This window comes from Chryseobacterium sp. WG23 (assembly GCF_024586575.1).
Lineage (GTDB): Bacteria > Bacteroidota > Bacteroidia > Flavobacteriales > Weeksellaceae > Chryseobacterium.
Genome location: NZ_JALCZE010000018.1, coordinates 68461 through 86287, shown reverse-complemented (window position 1 = coordinate 86287; position 17827 = coordinate 68461). Strand labels below are relative to the sequence as shown.

General features: G+C 35.5%; 15 protein-coding genes and 1 tRNA gene. 13 read left to right on the top strand and 3 right to left on the bottom strand.

Annotated features, from left to right (window positions below; translation table 11 throughout):
• Nucleotides 1-180 precede the first annotated feature (180 nt).
• The 10 genes from MP477_RS22265 (at nucleotide 181) to MP477_RS22220 (ending at nucleotide 9839) form a co-directional block, all read left to right on the top strand.
• On the top strand, nucleotides 181-558 hold the full coding sequence (locus MP477_RS22265; RefSeq protein WP_257192222.1) for a GxxExxY protein: 378 nt from the start codon (nucleotides 181-183) through the stop codon (nucleotides 556-558).
• A gap of 100 nt (nucleotides 559-658) precedes the next feature.
• Nucleotides 659-1582 (top strand): ABC transporter ATP-binding protein, encoded by a 924-nt coding sequence (locus tag MP477_RS22260; RefSeq protein WP_257192221.1) that lies wholly within the window; start codon nucleotides 659-661, stop codon nucleotides 1580-1582.
• A gap of 162 nt (nucleotides 1583-1744) precedes the next feature.
• Nucleotides 1745-2194 (top strand): MarR family winged helix-turn-helix transcriptional regulator, encoded by a 450-nt coding sequence (locus MP477_RS22255; RefSeq protein WP_373567445.1) that lies wholly within the window; start codon nucleotides 1745-1747, stop codon nucleotides 2192-2194.
• 55 nt (nucleotides 2195-2249) lie between these two features.
• The gene (locus MP477_RS22250; protein WP_257192220.1) at nucleotides 2250-4643 is read left to right on the top strand and encodes a 3-hydroxyacyl-CoA dehydrogenase/enoyl-CoA hydratase family protein; all 2394 of its coding nucleotides are present in this window, start codon (nucleotides 2250-2252) and stop codon (nucleotides 4641-4643) included.
• A gap of 89 nt (nucleotides 4644-4732) precedes the next feature.
• Nucleotides 4733-5197, top strand: coding sequence for an IS200/IS605 family transposase (gene tnpA / locus MP477_RS22245; protein ID WP_230036730.1), 465 nt, complete (start codon nucleotides 4733-4735; stop codon nucleotides 5195-5197).
• Nucleotides 5198-5308: 111 nt separating this feature from the next.
• Nucleotides 5309-6487, top strand: a complete 1179-nt coding sequence (locus MP477_RS22240) for an acetyl-CoA C-acyltransferase (RefSeq protein WP_230036732.1) — start codon at nucleotides 5309-5311, stop codon at nucleotides 6485-6487.
• Between the two features lie 35 nt (nucleotides 6488-6522).
• Entirely contained in the window at nucleotides 6523-6870 is a 348-nt protein-coding gene (locus MP477_RS22235) for a four helix bundle protein (protein WP_257192218.1), read from the top strand.
• Between the two features lie 59 nt (nucleotides 6871-6929).
• On the top strand, nucleotides 6930-8705 hold the full coding sequence (locus tag MP477_RS22230) for an acyl-CoA dehydrogenase family protein (RefSeq protein WP_257192217.1): 1776 nt from the start codon (nucleotides 6930-6932) through the stop codon (nucleotides 8703-8705).
• Nucleotides 8706-8976: 271 nt separating this feature from the next.
• Entirely contained in the window at nucleotides 8977-9312 is a 336-nt protein-coding gene (locus MP477_RS22225; RefSeq protein ID WP_230036737.1) for a YegP family protein, read from the top strand.
• A gap of 80 nt (nucleotides 9313-9392) precedes the next feature.
• Nucleotides 9393-9839, top strand: a complete 447-nt coding sequence (locus MP477_RS22220; RefSeq protein WP_230036739.1) for a phosphohydrolase — start codon at nucleotides 9393-9395, stop codon at nucleotides 9837-9839.
• On the opposite strand, the gene MP477_RS22215 is transcribed toward MP477_RS22220, so the two are convergent.
• Both MP477_RS22215 and MP477_RS22210 read right to left on the bottom strand, forming a co-directional pair.
• On the bottom strand, nucleotides 9836-10552 hold the full coding sequence (locus tag MP477_RS22215; RefSeq protein ID WP_257192216.1) for a DUF2490 domain-containing protein: 717 nt from the start codon (nucleotides 10550-10552) through the stop codon (nucleotides 9836-9838). The genes MP477_RS22220 and MP477_RS22215 overlap by 4 nt on opposite strands.
• Before the next feature lie 72 nt (nucleotides 10553-10624).
• The gene (locus tag MP477_RS22210) at nucleotides 10625-12436 is read right to left on the bottom strand and encodes a TonB-dependent siderophore receptor (protein WP_257192215.1); all 1812 of its coding nucleotides are present in this window, start codon (nucleotides 12434-12436) and stop codon (nucleotides 10625-10627) included.
• A gap of 465 nt (nucleotides 12437-12901) precedes the next feature.
• Here MP477_RS22210 and MP477_RS22205 point away from each other — a divergent pair, with 465 nt between their 5' ends.
• From MP477_RS22205 to MP477_RS22195, 3 genes are all read left to right on the top strand, one after another.
• Nucleotides 12902-13942, top strand: a complete 1041-nt coding sequence (locus MP477_RS22205; RefSeq protein ID WP_257192214.1) for a hypothetical protein — start codon at nucleotides 12902-12904, stop codon at nucleotides 13940-13942.
• 7 nt (nucleotides 13943-13949) lie between these two features.
• A complete protein-coding gene (gene uvrA / locus MP477_RS22200; RefSeq protein WP_257192225.1) occupies nucleotides 13950-16742 on the top strand; it encodes an excinuclease ABC subunit UvrA in 2793 nt (930 codons plus the stop codon).
• A gap of 434 nt (nucleotides 16743-17176) precedes the next feature.
• A tRNA-Arg gene (locus tag MP477_RS22195) sits at nucleotides 17177-17248 on the top strand.
• Between the two features lie 97 nt (nucleotides 17249-17345).
• Here the strand turns inward: MP477_RS22195 and MP477_RS22190 are convergent.
• A complete protein-coding gene (locus MP477_RS22190) occupies nucleotides 17346-17801 on the bottom strand; it encodes a hypothetical protein (RefSeq protein WP_257192213.1) in 456 nt (151 codons plus the stop codon).
• Nucleotides 17802-17827: the final 26 nt, after the last annotated feature.

The following is a 17827-nucleotide window of genomic DNA, read 5'->3' as shown; positions in this document are numbered from 1 at the left end:
ATCTCCGATAAAATTAAATCCCACATTGCTAAAATGGTAGTTTTTATATACTAATCGATACCAAAAGTATTTCCTGAAAATCTTTGATTTTCTTGCGCCTTAAAATATACGTAATTCAGGAGCCCCCCTTGCGCCTTTGCGTTTACCCAACAATTCATATATTTATTTAAAATACCACAAATGACAGAAAATGAATTATCAAGAATTGTTTTTGATATGGGTTTAAAAATTCATAAAAAACTTGGAGCAGGATTATTTGAACATGTATATGAAGAATGCATGTTTTATGAACTAACTAAAGCAGGACTTTTAGTAGAAAAACAAAAATTGCTCCCCATTGTTTATGAAGATTTAAGAATCGAGAATGCTTTCAGGTTAGATATTATCATTGAAAATAAATTGATTTTAGAAATAAAAACAGTTGATTATATAAACCCTACCCATAAAGCTCAACTTTTAACCTATTTAAAGATGGCAAATTGCAAATTAGGTTTATTACTTAACTTCCAATCTGGTGTTTTCAAAGATGGAGTAACAAGAGTCGTCAATCATTTATAAATTATAAAAAGTATAAAAAACTGGCAAAGTCAAATTCTTTGCGCCTTAAAAACAGTATTTTTGTAAGATATTTCGCGCCTTGCGTTTAACCATCTCAAATATGCATCTACAAATCAAACAAGCTAACATCGGTTACCATACTACTTTAATATCAAATGCTAATGCAGAGATTAAGCTTGGCGATGTATGTCTGTTGATTGGTAATAACGGGGTTGGGAAAACAACATTAATCAAATCTATTCTCCATCAGATTTCTTTACAGAGTGGAGAAATATTAATTAATGGTAAAAATGTAAAAAAGTTTTCGGTAAAAGAAATTGCTGAGCAGATTGCTGTTGTTTTTTCAAAATCGGTTGTCCCACAGCATTATACGGTTGAAGACCTTATTTCGTTGGGAAAATATATTTACTATCCTTTTTATTTTGAATTAAAAGAAGAAGACCGGAACGAAGTCGCTCACATTATAGAAGAATTAGAGTTAACCCAATATCGACATACCCTTCTTAAAAATCTTTCGGATGGTAATCTTCAGAAAGCTTTTATCGGGCGGGCTATAACGCAGAACTCCCCTATTATTATTTTGGATGAGCCTACTACTCATCTTGATGAAAAAAATAAGATTATCATTCTTAAAACCCTTAGAAAGCTGGCTAAAGAACAGAATAAACTTATCCTGTTTTCTTCTCACGACTGGAGGCTGGCAAAAGAATTTGCAGATAAAATATGGTATATCAAGAACTATCAGTTATATTCGGGAATTGTAGAAGATATTCTGCTTCAGAATGAGGAACTGACTACTACTTCTTTATTTCAAATGAGTGAGAATTTTATAGCTCCTCATATCTCGGCACCCCAGGTTTATAAAGAAATGTTATATTCTCTGCTTCAAAAAAACTTCCAAAAAGATCTTTCTTCATTTCATTTTGAGCTTCAGAACCATTTTTGGATAATTACTAAGAATAACACCAAACAACAATATCAATCCTTTGAAGAAATCATCAATTTCGTTGAAAACATTCATTAATACTTAGTTTTTGTTATTTATTTCATATACTATGCATGCATAGTATTATGCTAATCATACAATTTAATCCGCTTATTATCAGATTATTAACAAAATTTAACGTTAATAAATACTATGCATGCATAATATTTACTAAATTTGGGTAAAACCATTAGCGCAAAAATGATGGACAAAGATAAAATAGAAAACGTAGATTTAATTTTGAAGCAGACCTGGCTGGCTGTTTCAAAAATGTACACAGAATTAGCTCAGGAACATGATTCTACAGCAGTACAAGCCCTCACCCTTCTTAAGATAGATCCCAAAGAAGGAACCCGAAGTACGAATCTTGGCCCTAAGATGGCCATAGAGCCCACCTCTTTAACGAGAATCATCAAACTTTTAGAAGATAACGGATATATCTATAAGGAAAAGACAACCACTGATAAAAGAGAGGTCATTATTAAACTTACAGATAAAGGGTTAAATTCCAGAAATATGTCTAAGGAAGTAGTGGTCAACTTTAATAAAAAGGTGATGGAAAAAATTGCTCCCGAGAAGCTGGATACTTTTAAAGATGTGATGACTGAAATCATGAAGATAGCCAACGAATTATTAAACAACAGAAAATAAATTATAATGAAACCGTATGGTTACATACGACCTTATTAAAAATAAAAATTTACATATGAAAAGAAGAATCAAACATGTAACGGTTCTTGGTTCAGGAATTATGGGAAGCGGTATCGCGGCTCACTTCGCCAATATCGGTGTTGAAGTGTCACTTTTGGATATTGTTCCTTTTGAACTGACTGAAGCTGAGCAGAAAAAAGGTTTGACCAAAGATGACAAAGTAGTAAGAAACAGAATTGCTACCGAAAACTTTGAAAAACTGAAAAAAGCAAGTCCTGCACTTCTTTATTCTCCAAAGTTTGCAGATAGAATTAAAGTAGGAAACTTCGATGATGATCTACAGAAAATAAAAAATACAGACTGGATCATTGAAGTAGTGGTAGAAAAACTTGATATCAAGAAATCAGTATATGAAAAGATTGAACAGTTCAGAAAGCCGGGTACATTAATTTCTTCTAATACATCCGGTATTCCGATCCATTTCTTAACAGAAGGAAGAAGTGAGGATTTCAAAAAATATTTTGCAGGAACACACTTCTTTAATCCGGTGAGATATCTTCCTCTTTTAGAAATTATCCCTACTAACGATACAGATCCTGAGATTATAGATTTCTATATGAACTACGGAGCAAAATTCTTAGGTAAAACGACTGTTTTAGCCAAAGATACTCCGGCTTTCATCGCCAACAGAATCGGTGTATTTTCTATGATGGATCTTCTTCATAATGTACAGAAATTAGGATTAACGGTTTCTGATGTAGATAAATTGACAGGTCCTGTCATTGGACGTCCTAAATCTGCAACATTCAGAACCGCTGATGTAGTAGGTCTTGATACATTGGTAATGGTAGCCAACGGAGTTCGTCAAAGCGGTGCTGAAGCTAACGATTTCAATGATGTATTTGCTCTTCCGGGTTATATCCAGAAAATGATGGATAATAAATGGTTAGGATCAAAAACAGAACAGGGATTCTACAAAAAAGTAAAAAATGCTGAAGGTAAATCTGAAATTCACGGATTAAACCTTGATACTTTAGAATATGAGCTTCAGGGAAAATCTTCATTCCCTACCCTTGAGCTTACAAAAGCGATCGACAAACCTATTGACAGATTTAAAGTATTGATCGGTGGTAAAGATAAAGCAGGGGAATTGTACAGAAAATCTTTAGGGGCACTATTCGCCTACGTTTCACATAAAGTTCCTGAAATTTCTGACGAGGTTTACAAAATTGATGATGCCATGAGAGCTGGTTTCGGATGGGAAAACGGACCATTTGAAATCTGGGATGCCGTAGGCGTTGCAAAGGGTATTGAACTGGCAAAAGATGCTGGATACGAAGTTTCAGACTGGGTGAAAAATGTAGAAACTTTCTATAAAGTAAATGATGAAGGACAAAGTATTTACGTTGATAAAAATTCAGGAGAATACAACAAGATCCCTGGTCAGGATGCTTTCATCATCTTAGATAATATCAGAAAGAATAAAACAATCTGGAGTAACTCGGGTGCTGCTATTGAAGATTTGGGAGACGGAATCATCAACTTCGAGATCCGTTCAAAAATGAACTCTCTTGGAGGCGAAGTTCTCGATGGATTAAACAGAGCTATTGATTTAGCAGAAAAAGAATATGACGGATTAGTGGTAGGAAATCAGGGAACAAATTTCTCTGTAGGAGCTAACCTTGCTATGATCCTTATGATGGCTATTGAGCAGGATTGGGATGATCTAAATATGGCGATCGCCTACTTCCAGAAAACAATGATGAGAGTAAGATACTCTTCTATTCCTGTAGTAGTTGCTCCCCACGGAATGACTTTAGGAGGTGGTTGTGAAATGACCATGCACGCAGACCGAGTGGTTGCCGCAGCAGAAACGTACATCGGACTGGTAGAAACCGGAGTGGGTGTAATTCCTGGAGGGGGTGGTACAAAAGAACTTACCCTGAGAACTTCAAGAGAATTCCATAGCGATGATGTTAAAAACAACAGACTTCGTGAAGCTTTCATGAACATTGCTATGGGTAAAGTAGCCACTTCAGCTTACGAAGCTTACGATATGGGAATTCTTGAAAAAGGTAAAGATATTGTTTCTGTAAGCAAAAACAGACAGATAGCAGAGGCTAAAAAAGTAGCAAAACTACTCGCTGAACAAGGGTATACCCAGCCTATTGAGCAAAGAGTAAAAGTATTGGGTAGGGACGCATTAGGAATGTTCTACGTAGGAACAGACCAGATGCTTGCCGGAAACTATATTTCTGCTCACGACAAGAAAATTGCAGATAAGCTGGCTAATGTAATGGTAGGTGGAAATCTATCTGAACCAACAGTAGTTACCGAACAATACTTACTGAACCTTGAAAGAGAAACCTTCCTTCAACTTTGCGGAGAAAGAAAAACCCTTGAAAGAATCCAGTACATGTTACAAAATGGTAAACCGTTGAGAAATTAATGGGCGGCTCCGTAGGAGCAGGCTGTTAATAGCTATATGAATAATTTACAATTTTTGCAGAGCCTCGTAGAGGCGACCTGTTAGTTTTTATGGCAAACACATACACACAAATTTATATTCAAATTGTTTTCGCTGTTAAAGGAAGACAAAACCTGATTTCGAAAGAAAACAGAGAAGAATTACATCAATTTATTACAGGTATTGTTTCCAATAGAAATCAAAAATTATTCGCAGTTTTTGCAATGCCTGACCATGTTCACATTCTTGTAAGTATGAATCCGACAATGTCAGTTTCAGATTTAGTAAGAGATATTAAAGCAGGCTCTTCAAAATTCATTAATGAAAAAGGATGGATAAATGGAAAATTCAATTGGCAGGAAGGATACGGAGCGTTTTCTTATTCTAAAAGCAGTATTGATCCGGTATTGAAATATATTTTAAACCAGGAGGAGCATCATAAAAAGAAAACTTTTAGAGAAGAGTATCTGAATCTGATGTCAAAATTCGAAATTGAATATGATCCAAAATACCTATTTGAATGGATTGAAGATTAACAGGTCGCTCCTACGGAGCTCCACAAAAAATACGAAGACAAATAAACAGCTATGAACAGTTTATCTCTACGAGGCAAAAAAATTTCAAAAACAAATTAATTAAACAAAAAAATGAAACAAGCATATATAGTAAAGGGTTTTAGATCTGCCGTTGGAAAAGCTCCAAAAGGAAGTTTAAGATTCACAAGACCTGACGTCATGGCAGCTACCGTTATTGAAAAATTAATGGCTGAGCTTCCACAATTAGATAAAAACAGAATTGATGACCTTATTGTTGGGAATGCTATGCCGGAAGCTGAACAAGGGCTTAACGTGGCACGTCTGATCTCTTTAATGGGATTAAATACAGACAAAGTTCCGGGAGTAACGGTCAATAGATATTGTGCTTCAGGAAGTGAGGCTATCGCTATTGCTTCGGCAAAAATTCAGGCCGGAATGGCTGACTGTATTATTGCCGGTGGTACAGAATCTATGTCTTATATTCCAATGGGAGGTTACAAACCGGTTCCTGAAACGGATATTGCAAAGACTAACCCTGATTACTACTGGGGAATGGGTTACACCGCTGAAGAAGTAGCCAAGCAATATAATATCACAAGAGAAGAGCAGGATCAGTTTGCTTTTGAATCTCATGTGAAAGCTTTAAAGGCTAATCAGGAAGGTAAATTTGCCAATCAGATTGTTCCTATCCCAGTAGAATATAATTTCCTTGATGAAAATCAGAAAATGCAGACTAAAAAGTTTGATTTCTCTGTAGACGAAGGTCCAAGAAAAGACACTTCTTTTGAAGGGTTATCAAAATTAAGACCTGTATTTGCCAACGGAGGTAGTGTAACTGCCGGAAACTCTTCTCAGATGAGTGACGGAGCTGCTTTTGTAATGGTAATGAGTGAAGAAATGGTCAAAGAATTGGGCCTGGAGCCGGAGGCAAGACTGGTAGCTTATGCGGCTGCGGGACTTGAGCCGAGAATCATGGGAATGGGACCTATTTATGCGATTCCAAAAGCTTTAAAACAGGCAGGTTTAGAATTAAAAGATATCGACTTGATTGAACTTAATGAAGCTTTCGCTTCTCAGTCTGTTGCTATTAAAAAAGAATTAGGCTTAAACCCTGATATTTTAAATGTAAACGGAGGGGCTATTGCTCTTGGGCATCCACTGGGATGTACAGGTACCAAACTTACTGTTCAGCTTTTAGACGAAATGAGAAAGCGTGGCAACAAATACGGAATGGTTTCTATGTGTGTAGGAACAGGACAAGGGGCAGCTTCAATTTTCGAATTGTTATAGATTAAAAGAGTAAAGAATAAAGAGTAAAGACTTTAATGAAACATAATTTCAAACATCTCAATATCTGGAAACTATCCATAGAATTAGCTGATGAAATTTATGTAATCACGGATACCTTTCCAAGAAATGAAGAATTCGGATTAAAGTCTCAAATTAGGAGATGCGCAGTTTCTGTCGCTTCAAATATTGCTGAAGGCTCAAGCCGGAGTTCAACTAAAGATTTTAATCGTTTTTTAGAAATAAGTCTCGGCTCTCTTTACGAATTGCAAACTCAACTTATTATTTCAGTTAATAGAAATTATTTTGAGTTTTCTACAACTGAACAAATAGAAAATAAAATCACAGAACTACAGAGAATGATTTCTGGCTTTCAAAAAATTTAATATCATAAAGTCTTTATTCTTTTCTCTTTGTTCTTTAATCTTAAAAAATAAAATAATATATGGCTACATTAAAAGGCGGGGAATTCCTAATCAAACAAATTCCTGCAAGCGAAATTTTCAGTATTGAAGAACTGAACGAAGAACAAAAAATGCTTCGTGATTCTGCAAAAGAATTTATAGACAGAGAAGTGGTTCCTCAAAAAGAGCGTTTTGAAAAGAAAGATTATGCATTTACGGAAGAAACAATGCGTAAACTTGGAGATATGGGAATGTTGGGAATTGCTGTTCCTGAAGAGTACGGAGGCTTGGGAATGGGCTTTGTAACCACTATGCTTGCCTGCGACTATCTTTCTGGAACTACAGGATCGTTAGCAACAGCTTACGGAGCTCATACAGGTATCGGAACACTTCCTATCGTTCTTTACGGAACGGAAGAGCAAAAGAAAAAATACCTTCCGGACCTGGCAACAGGAACAAAATTCGGGGCTTACTGTTTAACAGAGCCTGATGCAGGTTCTGATGCTAACTCAGGAAAAACAAGAGCTAAACTTTCCGAAGACGGAAAACACTATATCATCAATGGTCAGAAAATGTGGATCTCCAATGCAGGATTTGCAGATACATTCACACTATTCGCTAAAATTGATGATGATAAAAATATCACAGGTTTTGTAATCAACCGTTCAGAGCTTGAGAATCCTGAAAGCTTAACTTTCGGTGAAGAAGAACATAAGCTGGGTATCCGCGCCTCTTCTACCCGTCAGGTATTCTTCAATGATATGAAGATTCCTGTAGAAAATCTTTTAGGGGAAAGAAATAACGGTTTTAAAATTGCTTTAAATGCGCTTAACGTTGGCCGTATCAAATTAGCAGCAGCTTGTTTAGATGCACAGAGAAGAATTTTAAACCACTCTATCCAGTATTCTAACGAGAGAAAGCAATTTGGAGTTTCTATTTCAACGTTCGGGGCGATCAGAAAGAAAATTGCAGAAATGGCTACCGGTGTTTTCGTAAGTGAGGCTGGTTCTTACAGAGGAGCAAAAGATATTCAGGATAAAATTGATGAGTTGGTAGCTGGCGGAATGGATCATCAGGCAGCTGAGCTAAAAGGTGTTGAAGAATTCGCTGTAGAATGTTCAATCCTTAAAGTATTCGTTTCCGACCTTGCCCAGCACACTGCTGATGAAGGTATCCAGGTGTATGGAGGAATGGGATTCTCTGAAGACACCCCAATGGAATCTGCATGGAGAGACTCAAGAATTTCAAGAATCTATGAAGGAACGAATGAGATCAACAGATTATTAGCGGTAGGAATGCTTATTAAAAGAGCGATGAAAGGTGAATTAGACCTTTTATCTCCTGCAATGGCTATCAGTAAAGAGTTGATGGGAATCCCTTCATTTGAAGTTCCTGATTATTCAGAATTTATGAGTGAGGAAAAATCAATTATCGCAAACCTTAAGAAAGTGTTCTTAATGGTTTCCGGAGCTGCTCTTCAGAAATACATGATGGATATTGAGAAACAACAGCATTTATTATTAAATGCTTCTGAAATTCTTAACCAGATCTACATGGCTGAATCTGCTGTATTGAGAGCTGAGAAACACTTCTCTCCTGATTCTGTAGAAGCTGCAATGGCTCAGTTAAACCTTTACAAGGCTGTTGAGAAAATCATCGTAGCCGCTAAAGAAGGAATTATTTCTTTTGCTGAAGGTGATGAACAGAGAATGATGCTTTCAGGGTTAAGAAGATTTACAAAATATGCTAACCATCCAAATGTAGTGGCCCTAACTGAAAAAGTAGCGGCTCATTATATCGAAAAAGGAGCTTATTAGTCTTTATAACATAAATTTGATTTTAAAACGTCCCATTTTTGGGGCGTTTTTATGTTTAATTACAAAGTATAAAAGAGCAAACGAATTTCAGAAAACTCCGGAATTCAATATTTTTTCCTAATTTTATTAACAGAACTTGTTTACACTTTTTATTTTAACCATAAAAGTTACAGCGTTTCTTGAACGCTTAAGTTTAATAAACTAAAGTGTTTATAGCGTTTCACTCAGCTTTTGTACAGCCTTATAAACTAATAACTCAAAATAAAAACATATGGGAAAATTCGTTATTTCAAAGAGAACAAACAGTGAATTTCAATTTAACCTTAAAGCAGGAAACGGACAGGTGATCTTAACGAGCCAGGGATACAGCTCAAAATCTTCCTGTGAAAAAGGAGTTGAATCTGTGAGAACCCATTCTCAGGATGACACAAAATATGAAAGAAATAAGGCTAAAGATGACAGATGTTATTTTAATCTTAAAGCTGGAAACGGACAGATCATAGGATCAAGCCAGATGTATGAATCTGAAAACGGTATGGAAAACGGAATAGAATCCGTAAAAAACAATGCTCCCCATGCCTCTTTAGATGATGAAACAGATTTATAAAAAACATCTGAAATAATATCAACAAAATGTCTTATCTTTTTAGGGCATTTTTTATTTTTGCACTCTATTTTTTAGAAAAAATGACAAAAGAAGATTTATTACATAAAGCTATAAAAATAGCGACCAAAGCACACAAAGGACAAACGGATAAGTATCATGCTCCTTACATAGCTCATGTGATGCGGGTTATGGAGTATGGTAAAACACTGGATGAAAAAATAGTGGGTGTACTGCACGATGTCGTAGAAGACCATCCGGTGGAGTTCAGTCTGGATTATTTAAGAACCGAAGGTTTTCCGGAATATATCATTTTCGCGATCAGCTGTCTTACCAAGTTTGATCCGGAAGAAGATTACGACGAATTTGTGAAAAGGACCGAAAGATCACCGCTGGCTGTTGCTGTAAAGTTAAATGACCTTCGCGACAATATGGACCTCAGAAGAGTAAACAGGGAGCTTAGTCCTAAGGATATCAAAAGGTTTAATAAATATCTGAAAGCCTATCATTACCTGATAGAGAAATATTAATCAGCACCCGGGAAGTCGTACGTCTTCACGTGATGATCCGTACCGTCAATATTGATATTCAAGGCAAGGTAGATGAAATGTAAGTTTTTATTTCCTTTGGCTTCAAATTCACGCTGCCAAAGATATCCGGTTAGAATTCCAAAGTATTCATCGATCTGATAGCCGAACCCTCCATATACCCTGTTTCTGGCGAAAGTAGGCTTCATAGGTGATACAAGGAAAATTTCGTCATAGACATTGGCAAAAACAGTTCCTTTCTTTATTGTTTTAGCATTTAAAGGGACACTGACATTCAAACGGTAGCGGTAACGCATCCTTTGAGAGGTTTTGTCTATCTGCGGTTCATAAAACCAGCTTTTTTCAACACGGAAACGGTTTTCAAATTTTACGATACCTTTTTTAAAGTCGATTACATCCTGAAGCCATACCCTGAACTCTTCTCTGCTCAGGCTATGGTCTTTATAATTGACATATCTCCCAAGCCCTACAAAAGGTTTATGGTTTTTGGTAAGATTATATCCCAGTCCACCTTTTATTTCATAATAGTCGGGGTAAGTATAGTCTTCATTGCCACGAAGCTGCCCTTCTGCATATATGAAAAATTTTGGATGAAACTTATAGGTTAAAGTCACAGCATTGAAGCTGGAAAGATGTTCCTGGGCTTTATATAATGTCATACTCAAAAGTAAACTCAGACTTAAAAAAAGTTTCATAAAAAAATTTTTGCAAATGTATATTTTTTAACAATTTGTTAATATTAACTTTAATTCATATTAAATTAACAGCTACTTAATATCAATAGTGTATGAAAACCCAATGTGGAACCATCTTTGGGGCATTTCTACTCCAAAGGCTTCAGTATAATTTGTATTGGTCACATTATTGATCAGAACATAGACTGAAAAGTCCTTTTGGGCAAAACTTAATTTTTCATCCAGCAGATTATAGGTTCCCAGATTTTCTCTTTCATTATATCTGTACACAAGCTCATTCGTAAAGTTTTTAAGGAATTTCGTCTCCAGTCTGGCTACCACCTGATGTTTCAGATTATCAAGAATATACCTTGAAACAAACTCATTATTTTCTTTGTATTTACTATCCAGGAAAGTATATCCAACCGAATATCTCAACCAATCATTTACCTTATGATTTACTTCAGCCTCTATACCTTTTATTTTAATTTCACCAACATTTTGGGCATACCAGACCTTATCATTGAACGTATTTTTAACCCAATCGATAGAATTATCGGAATTCCTCATAAATCCACTGATTTTCGCAAGAATTTTACTGTTTTGAAACTGATATCCAATTTCTGAGGAAACGGCATTTTCAGGCTGCAAATTGATATTACCATGTTCGGTTGGGCTTACGTAATAAAGCTCAGTAAATGTTGGAATACGGTGTACTTTTGCAATATTTCCGTAGATTTTATTATTCGCATCGAAATTATAGCCTACATCAAGTCCCGGATAGAAAAAATTGCCTTCTTTGGAGTAATTAGCCCATGAAATTCCCGGACTGATATTCAGCTTTTTATCGAGTAATGAAAAATGATGTTCAAAGAAAACCTGGGACACAAAACGGTTGGGGTTACCCAAATTACTGCTTACCAAAAATTCTTTCCTCAGTTCCACGCCAACTCCGGTTGTTCCCAGCCCCCACTGATAACTGGAATTCACCTCTCCTCCTATATTATTTCCAATATGCATATTCCTGTAAAAAGAGGGATTCTGCCTGTTATAAAGGTACATATCCTGCCCTCTTCTCCAATATACATTAGAATTAAGCTTCAACTTTCCGAAAGTTTGCTGATGGGCCAAACTTACAATGGATGCCTGGGTTTCTTCATACTGTTCTGTAGCGCTTTTAGAAGCATAAAATCCATTAGCTCCGAACTTTTTCTCAGAAAAACCTGCCTGAAGTTTAAGATCTCCGTTTTTAATCCCCATCCGGCCCTGGTAAAATACATTCCTGATTTCATAATCAGTATTGTACATATATCCCTGTGAAGAAGCAGAATTTGCCTGAAAGGCGCTTGAAAATTTTTCATTTCCCAACTGAGCATTGAAACCGAGGCCATACGTTTCATAATCTCCCCCATCTGCATTGATTTTCACTCGCTTTCCTGGGATTACTTTAGTGATGATATTAATTACCCCCGCATAGGCATTCTGACCAAATCGTCTGGCAGCAGGACCTTTGATAACTTCTATTTTTTCTACATCTGCTAAATCTACCGGAATATTCATATTGTTGTGCCCGGTTTGGGAATCATTCATTCTGATCCCGTTCAGCAATAGTAAGACCTGTTCAAAAGAACTTCCACGGAAGCCTATATCACTCTGCACCCCGTTGGCTCCCCTCCTTCTGATATCCATTCCTGAAACCTGCTGAAGAATTTCATCAATACTTCTGGCCGGAGAATGAGCAATATCTTCTTTGGTGATGACACTGATATTCTGATTGGCATTTTTATAAGGTGTAGAGATAAATTTCCCCTGAAATTCAATGCTTTCAATATCTGTTGTCTTTTCCTGTGCCTGTACCCAAAGCAGAGATCCCAGAAAAAAAGCACTTCCTATCTTTTTGATCATAACGTATCCGTAATTTTCTTTTATAACAGATTCCAAAAGTAAGGGAGTTCACTAAGACAGACAAATGATACTTGTCATAAAAAAAGATGCAGCATGGGGTGCTGCATCTTGTGTTGAGGGAGTAATTTTTTCTATCTTTTTCTCATTAAATGTGTAACCAGATCTCTGAATAATTTCCTCATCTCTATATTACATATTTATGAATACAATTTTAAATAATTTTTAAACATAAAACAATACTTGCGTAAAAAAACATAATCAAAATCATAAAATTCCTTAAAATACAATGAAAAATAAATATTCTAAAAAAGTAAATGCAGCAAAAAAGCCTCTAATTTCTTTTTATCAGTGCATTATTTAGCTTTCAAAACACTTTTTTTCACTTATTCTGCTATTTATTTTGAAAACAGAACAAGCATAGAATTTTCACTAAAAATTCGTAATTTTGTGGGTCTTAAATTTACAATGAAAACATTATTTTTTTCTATATTTTTTATAGGCATTTATGTAAATGCTCAGTTTACTTATCCAGATCCTAAGATATCTAATCCTGCAGAAGATATGATAGAAAAGGATGAGCTCATTAATTTGATTATTGGAAAACAAAAGATTAAAGAATCATACATAAAAACAAAAGGAGAAGAAAATGAGACTATTATTGAACTTAAGAAATTTGATCCTCAAGGAAATATACTTTTCGCCAGTGATATAACAGAAACATCAAATAAACCAACAAGAAAGGATGAATATAAAATTGCTGTAGCAGACAATAGAATCATTTCTTTTGAGCAATCATCTCTTGACCTTCCCACAGATAAAAGTGAGATATTTTACGACTTAAAAAATAATATTTCAAAAATAACGGGAAAGGGGAAAGAATATGAATATATATATGAAAAGGGGAAATTGGTAAAAAAAATTGAAAAGTATGCTGGGGAAAAGAGTGTAATCACCTATGAATATAATGCTAAAGGAAAAGTGGCTGTAATATCCGGTGAATATATTTCTTCTAAGGGCAAGTTATCAACAAGCCTTAATTCTTTTTCATATGATACAGATGGCAATATTCTATCAGATTCTTTTAAAAATACGGGAACCTCTATAGAAAAAAGGTATTCTTATACAAACAATCTTCTCACAAACTATATTCTTACTTACAATGGAAATAAAGCAGAAGATGGGCAATATGATTATGATGAAGACCACAGAATAAAACAAATGGTAAAATCTTCATACAATCCAGATAAAAACACTTCTATCAGTACCAGCTCACTTGTTTTTAAATACAGTTATCAAAATGGCTTACTTGCTGAGAGAATTACATTATTTGATGGTAAAGAGCCCGGTTATGTGGAAACATTTTCTTATGATGATCAGGAAAGAATGACTAAAGTCAAAACCCAATCAGAAAATAAAGTTGTGGCAAATGTAAATATTAGCTACGGAAACAAAACAATCACACTGGCTGGCGATACCTTCCAGTCAGAATATACTCTATATGAATAAACAAAATATGGCTAATACTACAGAAATAGATATAAAAAAACAGATTTTCGTTAAGAATGCACATCTTAACAATCTGAAACATATAGATGTTCTGATTCCTAAAAACAAACTGATCGTGATTACGGGAGTTTCGGGAAGCGGTAAATCATCTTTGGCTTTTGATACAATCTATGCAGAGGGACAGAGAAGATATGTAGAAAGTTTAAGTTCTTATGCACGACAGTTTTTAGGAAAACTGGAAAAACCTAAAATTGATGATATTAAAGGGCTGGCTCCTTCCATTGCCATCCAGCAGAAGGTAATTTCTTCCAATCCACGGTCTACAGTAGGAACATCTACTGAGATCTACGATTATATGAAGCTTCTGTTTGCAAGGATCGGGAAAACTTTTTCTCCGGTTTCCGGGGAGGAAGTGAAAAAGGATTCTGTTTCTGATGTGGTAGATTTTATTAAAGCATCAAAAAAAGACACTCCTTTTTTATTGACTGCACCCTTGGAATACGATGCAGATAATTTTAAAGAAACACTGAATATTTTAAAACTAGCCGGTTTCACAAGACTTGAAATAAACGGAAATGTAGCGGGAATAGAAGATTTGGAGAGTTTCGGATTTATCCCTGAAAAAGGAATGATCATCAATCTTGTGATTGACCGTTTTTCTTATGAGGAAGACGAAAGTTTCTTACAGCGACTTGCCGATTCTATCCAGATGGCTTTTTATGAAGGCCGTGGATATTGTGCGCTGAAAAATCCGGATACGGGAGTGGTAAAAGAATTTTCCAATAAATTTGAACTGGATGGGATAGAGTTTTTGGAACCCAATGTTCATTTTTTCAGCTTCAATAATCCTTATGGGGCATGTCCCGCTTGTGAAGGCTATGGAAAAGTAATCGGAATTGATGACGATCTTGTGGTACCCAATAAAACGTTATCCATCTATGAAGATGCCGTAGTATGCTGGAGAGGGGAATCCATGAGCGAATGGAAAAAAGATTTCATAAAAAAGGCAGGCGACTTCCCTATTCATAAGCCTTATCATCAATTAACAAAGGAACAGAAAAACTTCCTTTGGAAAGGTGACGGAAAGAGCAGCTTCCCTTCTATCAATAATTTCTTCAAGATGCTTGAGGAAAACCTGTATAAAATACAATACCGTGTGATGCTTTCCCGCTACAGAGGAAAAACCTTATGCCATACCTGCGAAGGGTTAAGGCTTCGTGAGGAAACCAGCTGGGTAAAAGTAGACGGACATAACATCCAATCGATGATTGAACTTCCTTTGGATGAGCTGGCACCTTTAATTAACGGATTACAGTTGTCTGAACATGATCAGGAAGTAGCAAAAAGACTGTTATATGAAATCACGACCCGTCTGGAATTTTTATTAAAGGTTGGTTTAGGATATTTAACTTTAAACAGAACCTCCAATACACTTTCCGGTGGTGAAAGTCAGAGAATTAATCTTGCCACAAGCTTGGGAAGTTCTTTAGTAGGGTCTATCTATATCCTGGATGAACCTTCTATCGGTCTTCATTCTAAAGATACGGAAAACCTGATCGAGGTATTGAAAAACCTTCGTGATTTAGGAAATACGGTTATTGTGGTAGAGCATGATGAAGATGTAATGAGAACCGCCGATTATATTATAGATATAGGTCCGGAAGCTGGTTATCTTGGTGGAGAGCTTGTATTTGCAGGCGATTACAAAGATCTGAAAAACGCTGACACACTGACGTCAAAATATCTTACCGGAAGATTGAAAATAGAAGTTCCTGAAAAACGCAGAAAGGCCAAGGAATGGATTCATATCAAAGGGGCACGCCAGAACAACCTTAAAAATATTGATGTAGATGTTCCTTTGGAAAGCCTGGTTGTGATCTCGGGAGTTTCAGGAAGCGGAAAGTCTACTTTGATGAAAGAAATCCTTACCAATGATATCCAGATCCAGTTAGGAATGGGTGGTAAAAAAGGTGATTATGATTCTGTAGAATTCCCTAAAAAACTGATTAAAAATATTGAACTGATCGACCAGAACCCGATCGGAAAGTCTTCCCGTTCCAACCCTGTAACTTATCTGAAAGCATATGATGATATTCGTGATCTTTTTGCCAAGCAGAAAATCTCCAAAATGATGGGTTATAAACCTAAACATTTCTCATTTAACGTAGATGGCGGAAGATGTGATGAATGTAAGGGTGAAGGGGTAATCAATGTTTCTATGCAGTTTATGGCTGATATTGAACTGGAATGTGAGGTTTGTAAAGGGACACGTTTCAAAAATGAGATCCTTGAAGTGAGATTTGATGAAAAGAATATTTCTGATATCCTTCATATGACAGTAGATGAAGCATTGGAATTCTTTAAAGATAATAATGAAGAAAAAATTGTCACCAAACTGAGACCTTTACAGGAGGTTGGACTGGGCTACCTGCAGCTGGGGCAGAGTTCTTCTACCCTTTCCGGTGGTGAAGCACAGCGTGTAAAACTGGCATCATTCCTTGTTAAAGGCGTTACAACAGATAAAACCCTATTTATTTTTGATGAGCCTTCTACAGGGCTTCATTTCCATGATATTCAGAAACTCTTGAAATCTCTGCAGGCACTGATTGATCTTGGACATTCTGTGATCGTTATTGAACACCAGCCGGATATTATCAAATGTGCCGACCATATTATCGATATCGGCCCTGAAGCCGGAAAACATGGTGGTGAGGTGGTATTCGCCGGAACCCCGGAAGATTTAGCAAAAAATAAGAAGTCTTATACTGCAAAATATATCAAGGAAAAACTTGAAAACTAACTATAAAACAGAGAGCCACCGAGCTCTCTGTTTTTTTTATCTCCCTTCTTCTGTGAGTCGAAAAATCTGCACAACCACACTTATCCACAAAAAATTGTGGATAACTTGTGAATTTTAACATTAAGTTCATATTTCGTATGAGAATTATTTGTACATTTACTATGTAATAATAATCGAAGTGGAAACTTTATTTGCTTTTCTTACTACTATTGAAATTGCAATTAAATTTGAAATAAAAATTTAAGCACAGCATTGTCGGCTGTGCTTTTTATTGTTGTCTAATTAAAAAAATGAGATGTATTTATCTACTGAATCCCGCTCCTAAAGAGCGGGTTCTTTTATTTTTTTGTTGGATAAACCAATACCAATTTCCATTCTGCCATCTTCAAATCATTAAAACAGATTTAAATAATATGTATCTTTACGACTCCAAAGGCCCCATAGTTCAATGGATAGAATAGAAGTTTCCTAAACTTTAGATCCAGGTTCGATTCCTGGTGGGGCTATTTTTAAATATTGTAGGCATTGATTTTAGGGAATAGTATTGATTCACTTCAAGAAAATCATTAGAGTAACAGAGTTGAAAACTATTTTTAAATATTTCTAAAAATAATTTTGCAAAAAATAACCTGGTGAAGGAACTGGATCTATTTTAGATTTGACCTTAGAATTACTATCAATCCACTTTCGTATTTTAATATCATTATTTAGAGAATCATTTAAAGGAATACTTGGATAAAGTCTATTGTTATGAACATCATTATTCAAATATATAATTAAACATTTTTTATCTACTTCTTTCTGTGCAGTTGAAAACGATAAATCTCCAATATCACATACTGATGTAAATTTCTTTCCGTTTACAATAAAAGTGTATATAAAATTGAAACCAGTCCCTCTTCCATAACCATTAATTTTTTTTATTGTACCAATTGCATAAAGGCCATCTTGCTTATAAGAACTTTTAAATTTTCTTATAAAATGATATTGGTAAAAGATCATTGCTATAGTTAAAATAGCAAATATTATAGTGTAATATCTTTTAACAAAATTTATCATTTAGCTTTCGAATTTTATTTGCACGG

Coding starts and splice junctions, on each gene's coding strand:
- MP477_RS22235 (WP_257192218.1), top strand. CDS start 6,523: ATGAAACATAATTTCAAACATCTCAATATCTGGAAACTATCCATAGAA.
- MP477_RS22190 (WP_257192213.1), bottom strand. CDS start 17,801: ATGATAAATTTTGTTAAAAGATATTACACTATAATATTTGCTATTTTA.
- MP477_RS22255 (WP_373567445.1), top strand. CDS start 1,745: ATGATGGACAAAGATAAAATAGAAAACGTAGATTTAATTTTGAAGCAG.
- MP477_RS22240 (WP_230036732.1), top strand. CDS start 5,309: ATGAAACAAGCATATATAGTAAAGGGTTTTAGATCTGCCGTTGGAAAA.
- MP477_RS22215 (WP_257192216.1), bottom strand. CDS start 10,552: ATGAAACTTTTTTTAAGTCTGAGTTTACTTTTGAGTATGACATTATAT.
- MP477_RS22225 (WP_230036737.1), top strand. CDS start 8,977: ATGGGAAAATTCGTTATTTCAAAGAGAACAAACAGTGAATTTCAATTT.
- MP477_RS22205 (WP_257192214.1), top strand. CDS start 12,902: ATGAAAACATTATTTTTTTCTATATTTTTTATAGGCATTTATGTAAAT.
- uvrA (WP_257192225.1), top strand. CDS start 13,950: ATGGCTAATACTACAGAAATAGATATAAAAAAACAGATTTTCGTTAAG.
- MP477_RS22230 (WP_257192217.1), top strand. CDS start 6,930: ATGGCTACATTAAAAGGCGGGGAATTCCTAATCAAACAAATTCCTGCA.
- MP477_RS22210 (WP_257192215.1), bottom strand. CDS start 12,436: ATGATCAAAAAGATAGGAAGTGCTTTTTTTCTGGGATCTCTGCTTTGG.
- tnpA (WP_230036730.1), top strand. CDS start 4,733: ATGGCAAACACATACACACAAATTTATATTCAAATTGTTTTCGCTGTT.
- MP477_RS22220 (WP_230036739.1), top strand. CDS start 9,393: ATGACAAAAGAAGATTTATTACATAAAGCTATAAAAATAGCGACCAAA.
- MP477_RS22250 (WP_257192220.1), top strand. CDS start 2,250: ATGAAAAGAAGAATCAAACATGTAACGGTTCTTGGTTCAGGAATTATG.
- MP477_RS22265 (WP_257192222.1), top strand. CDS start 181: ATGACAGAAAATGAATTATCAAGAATTGTTTTTGATATGGGTTTAAAA.
- MP477_RS22260 (WP_257192221.1), top strand. CDS start 659: ATGCATCTACAAATCAAACAAGCTAACATCGGTTACCATACTACTTTA.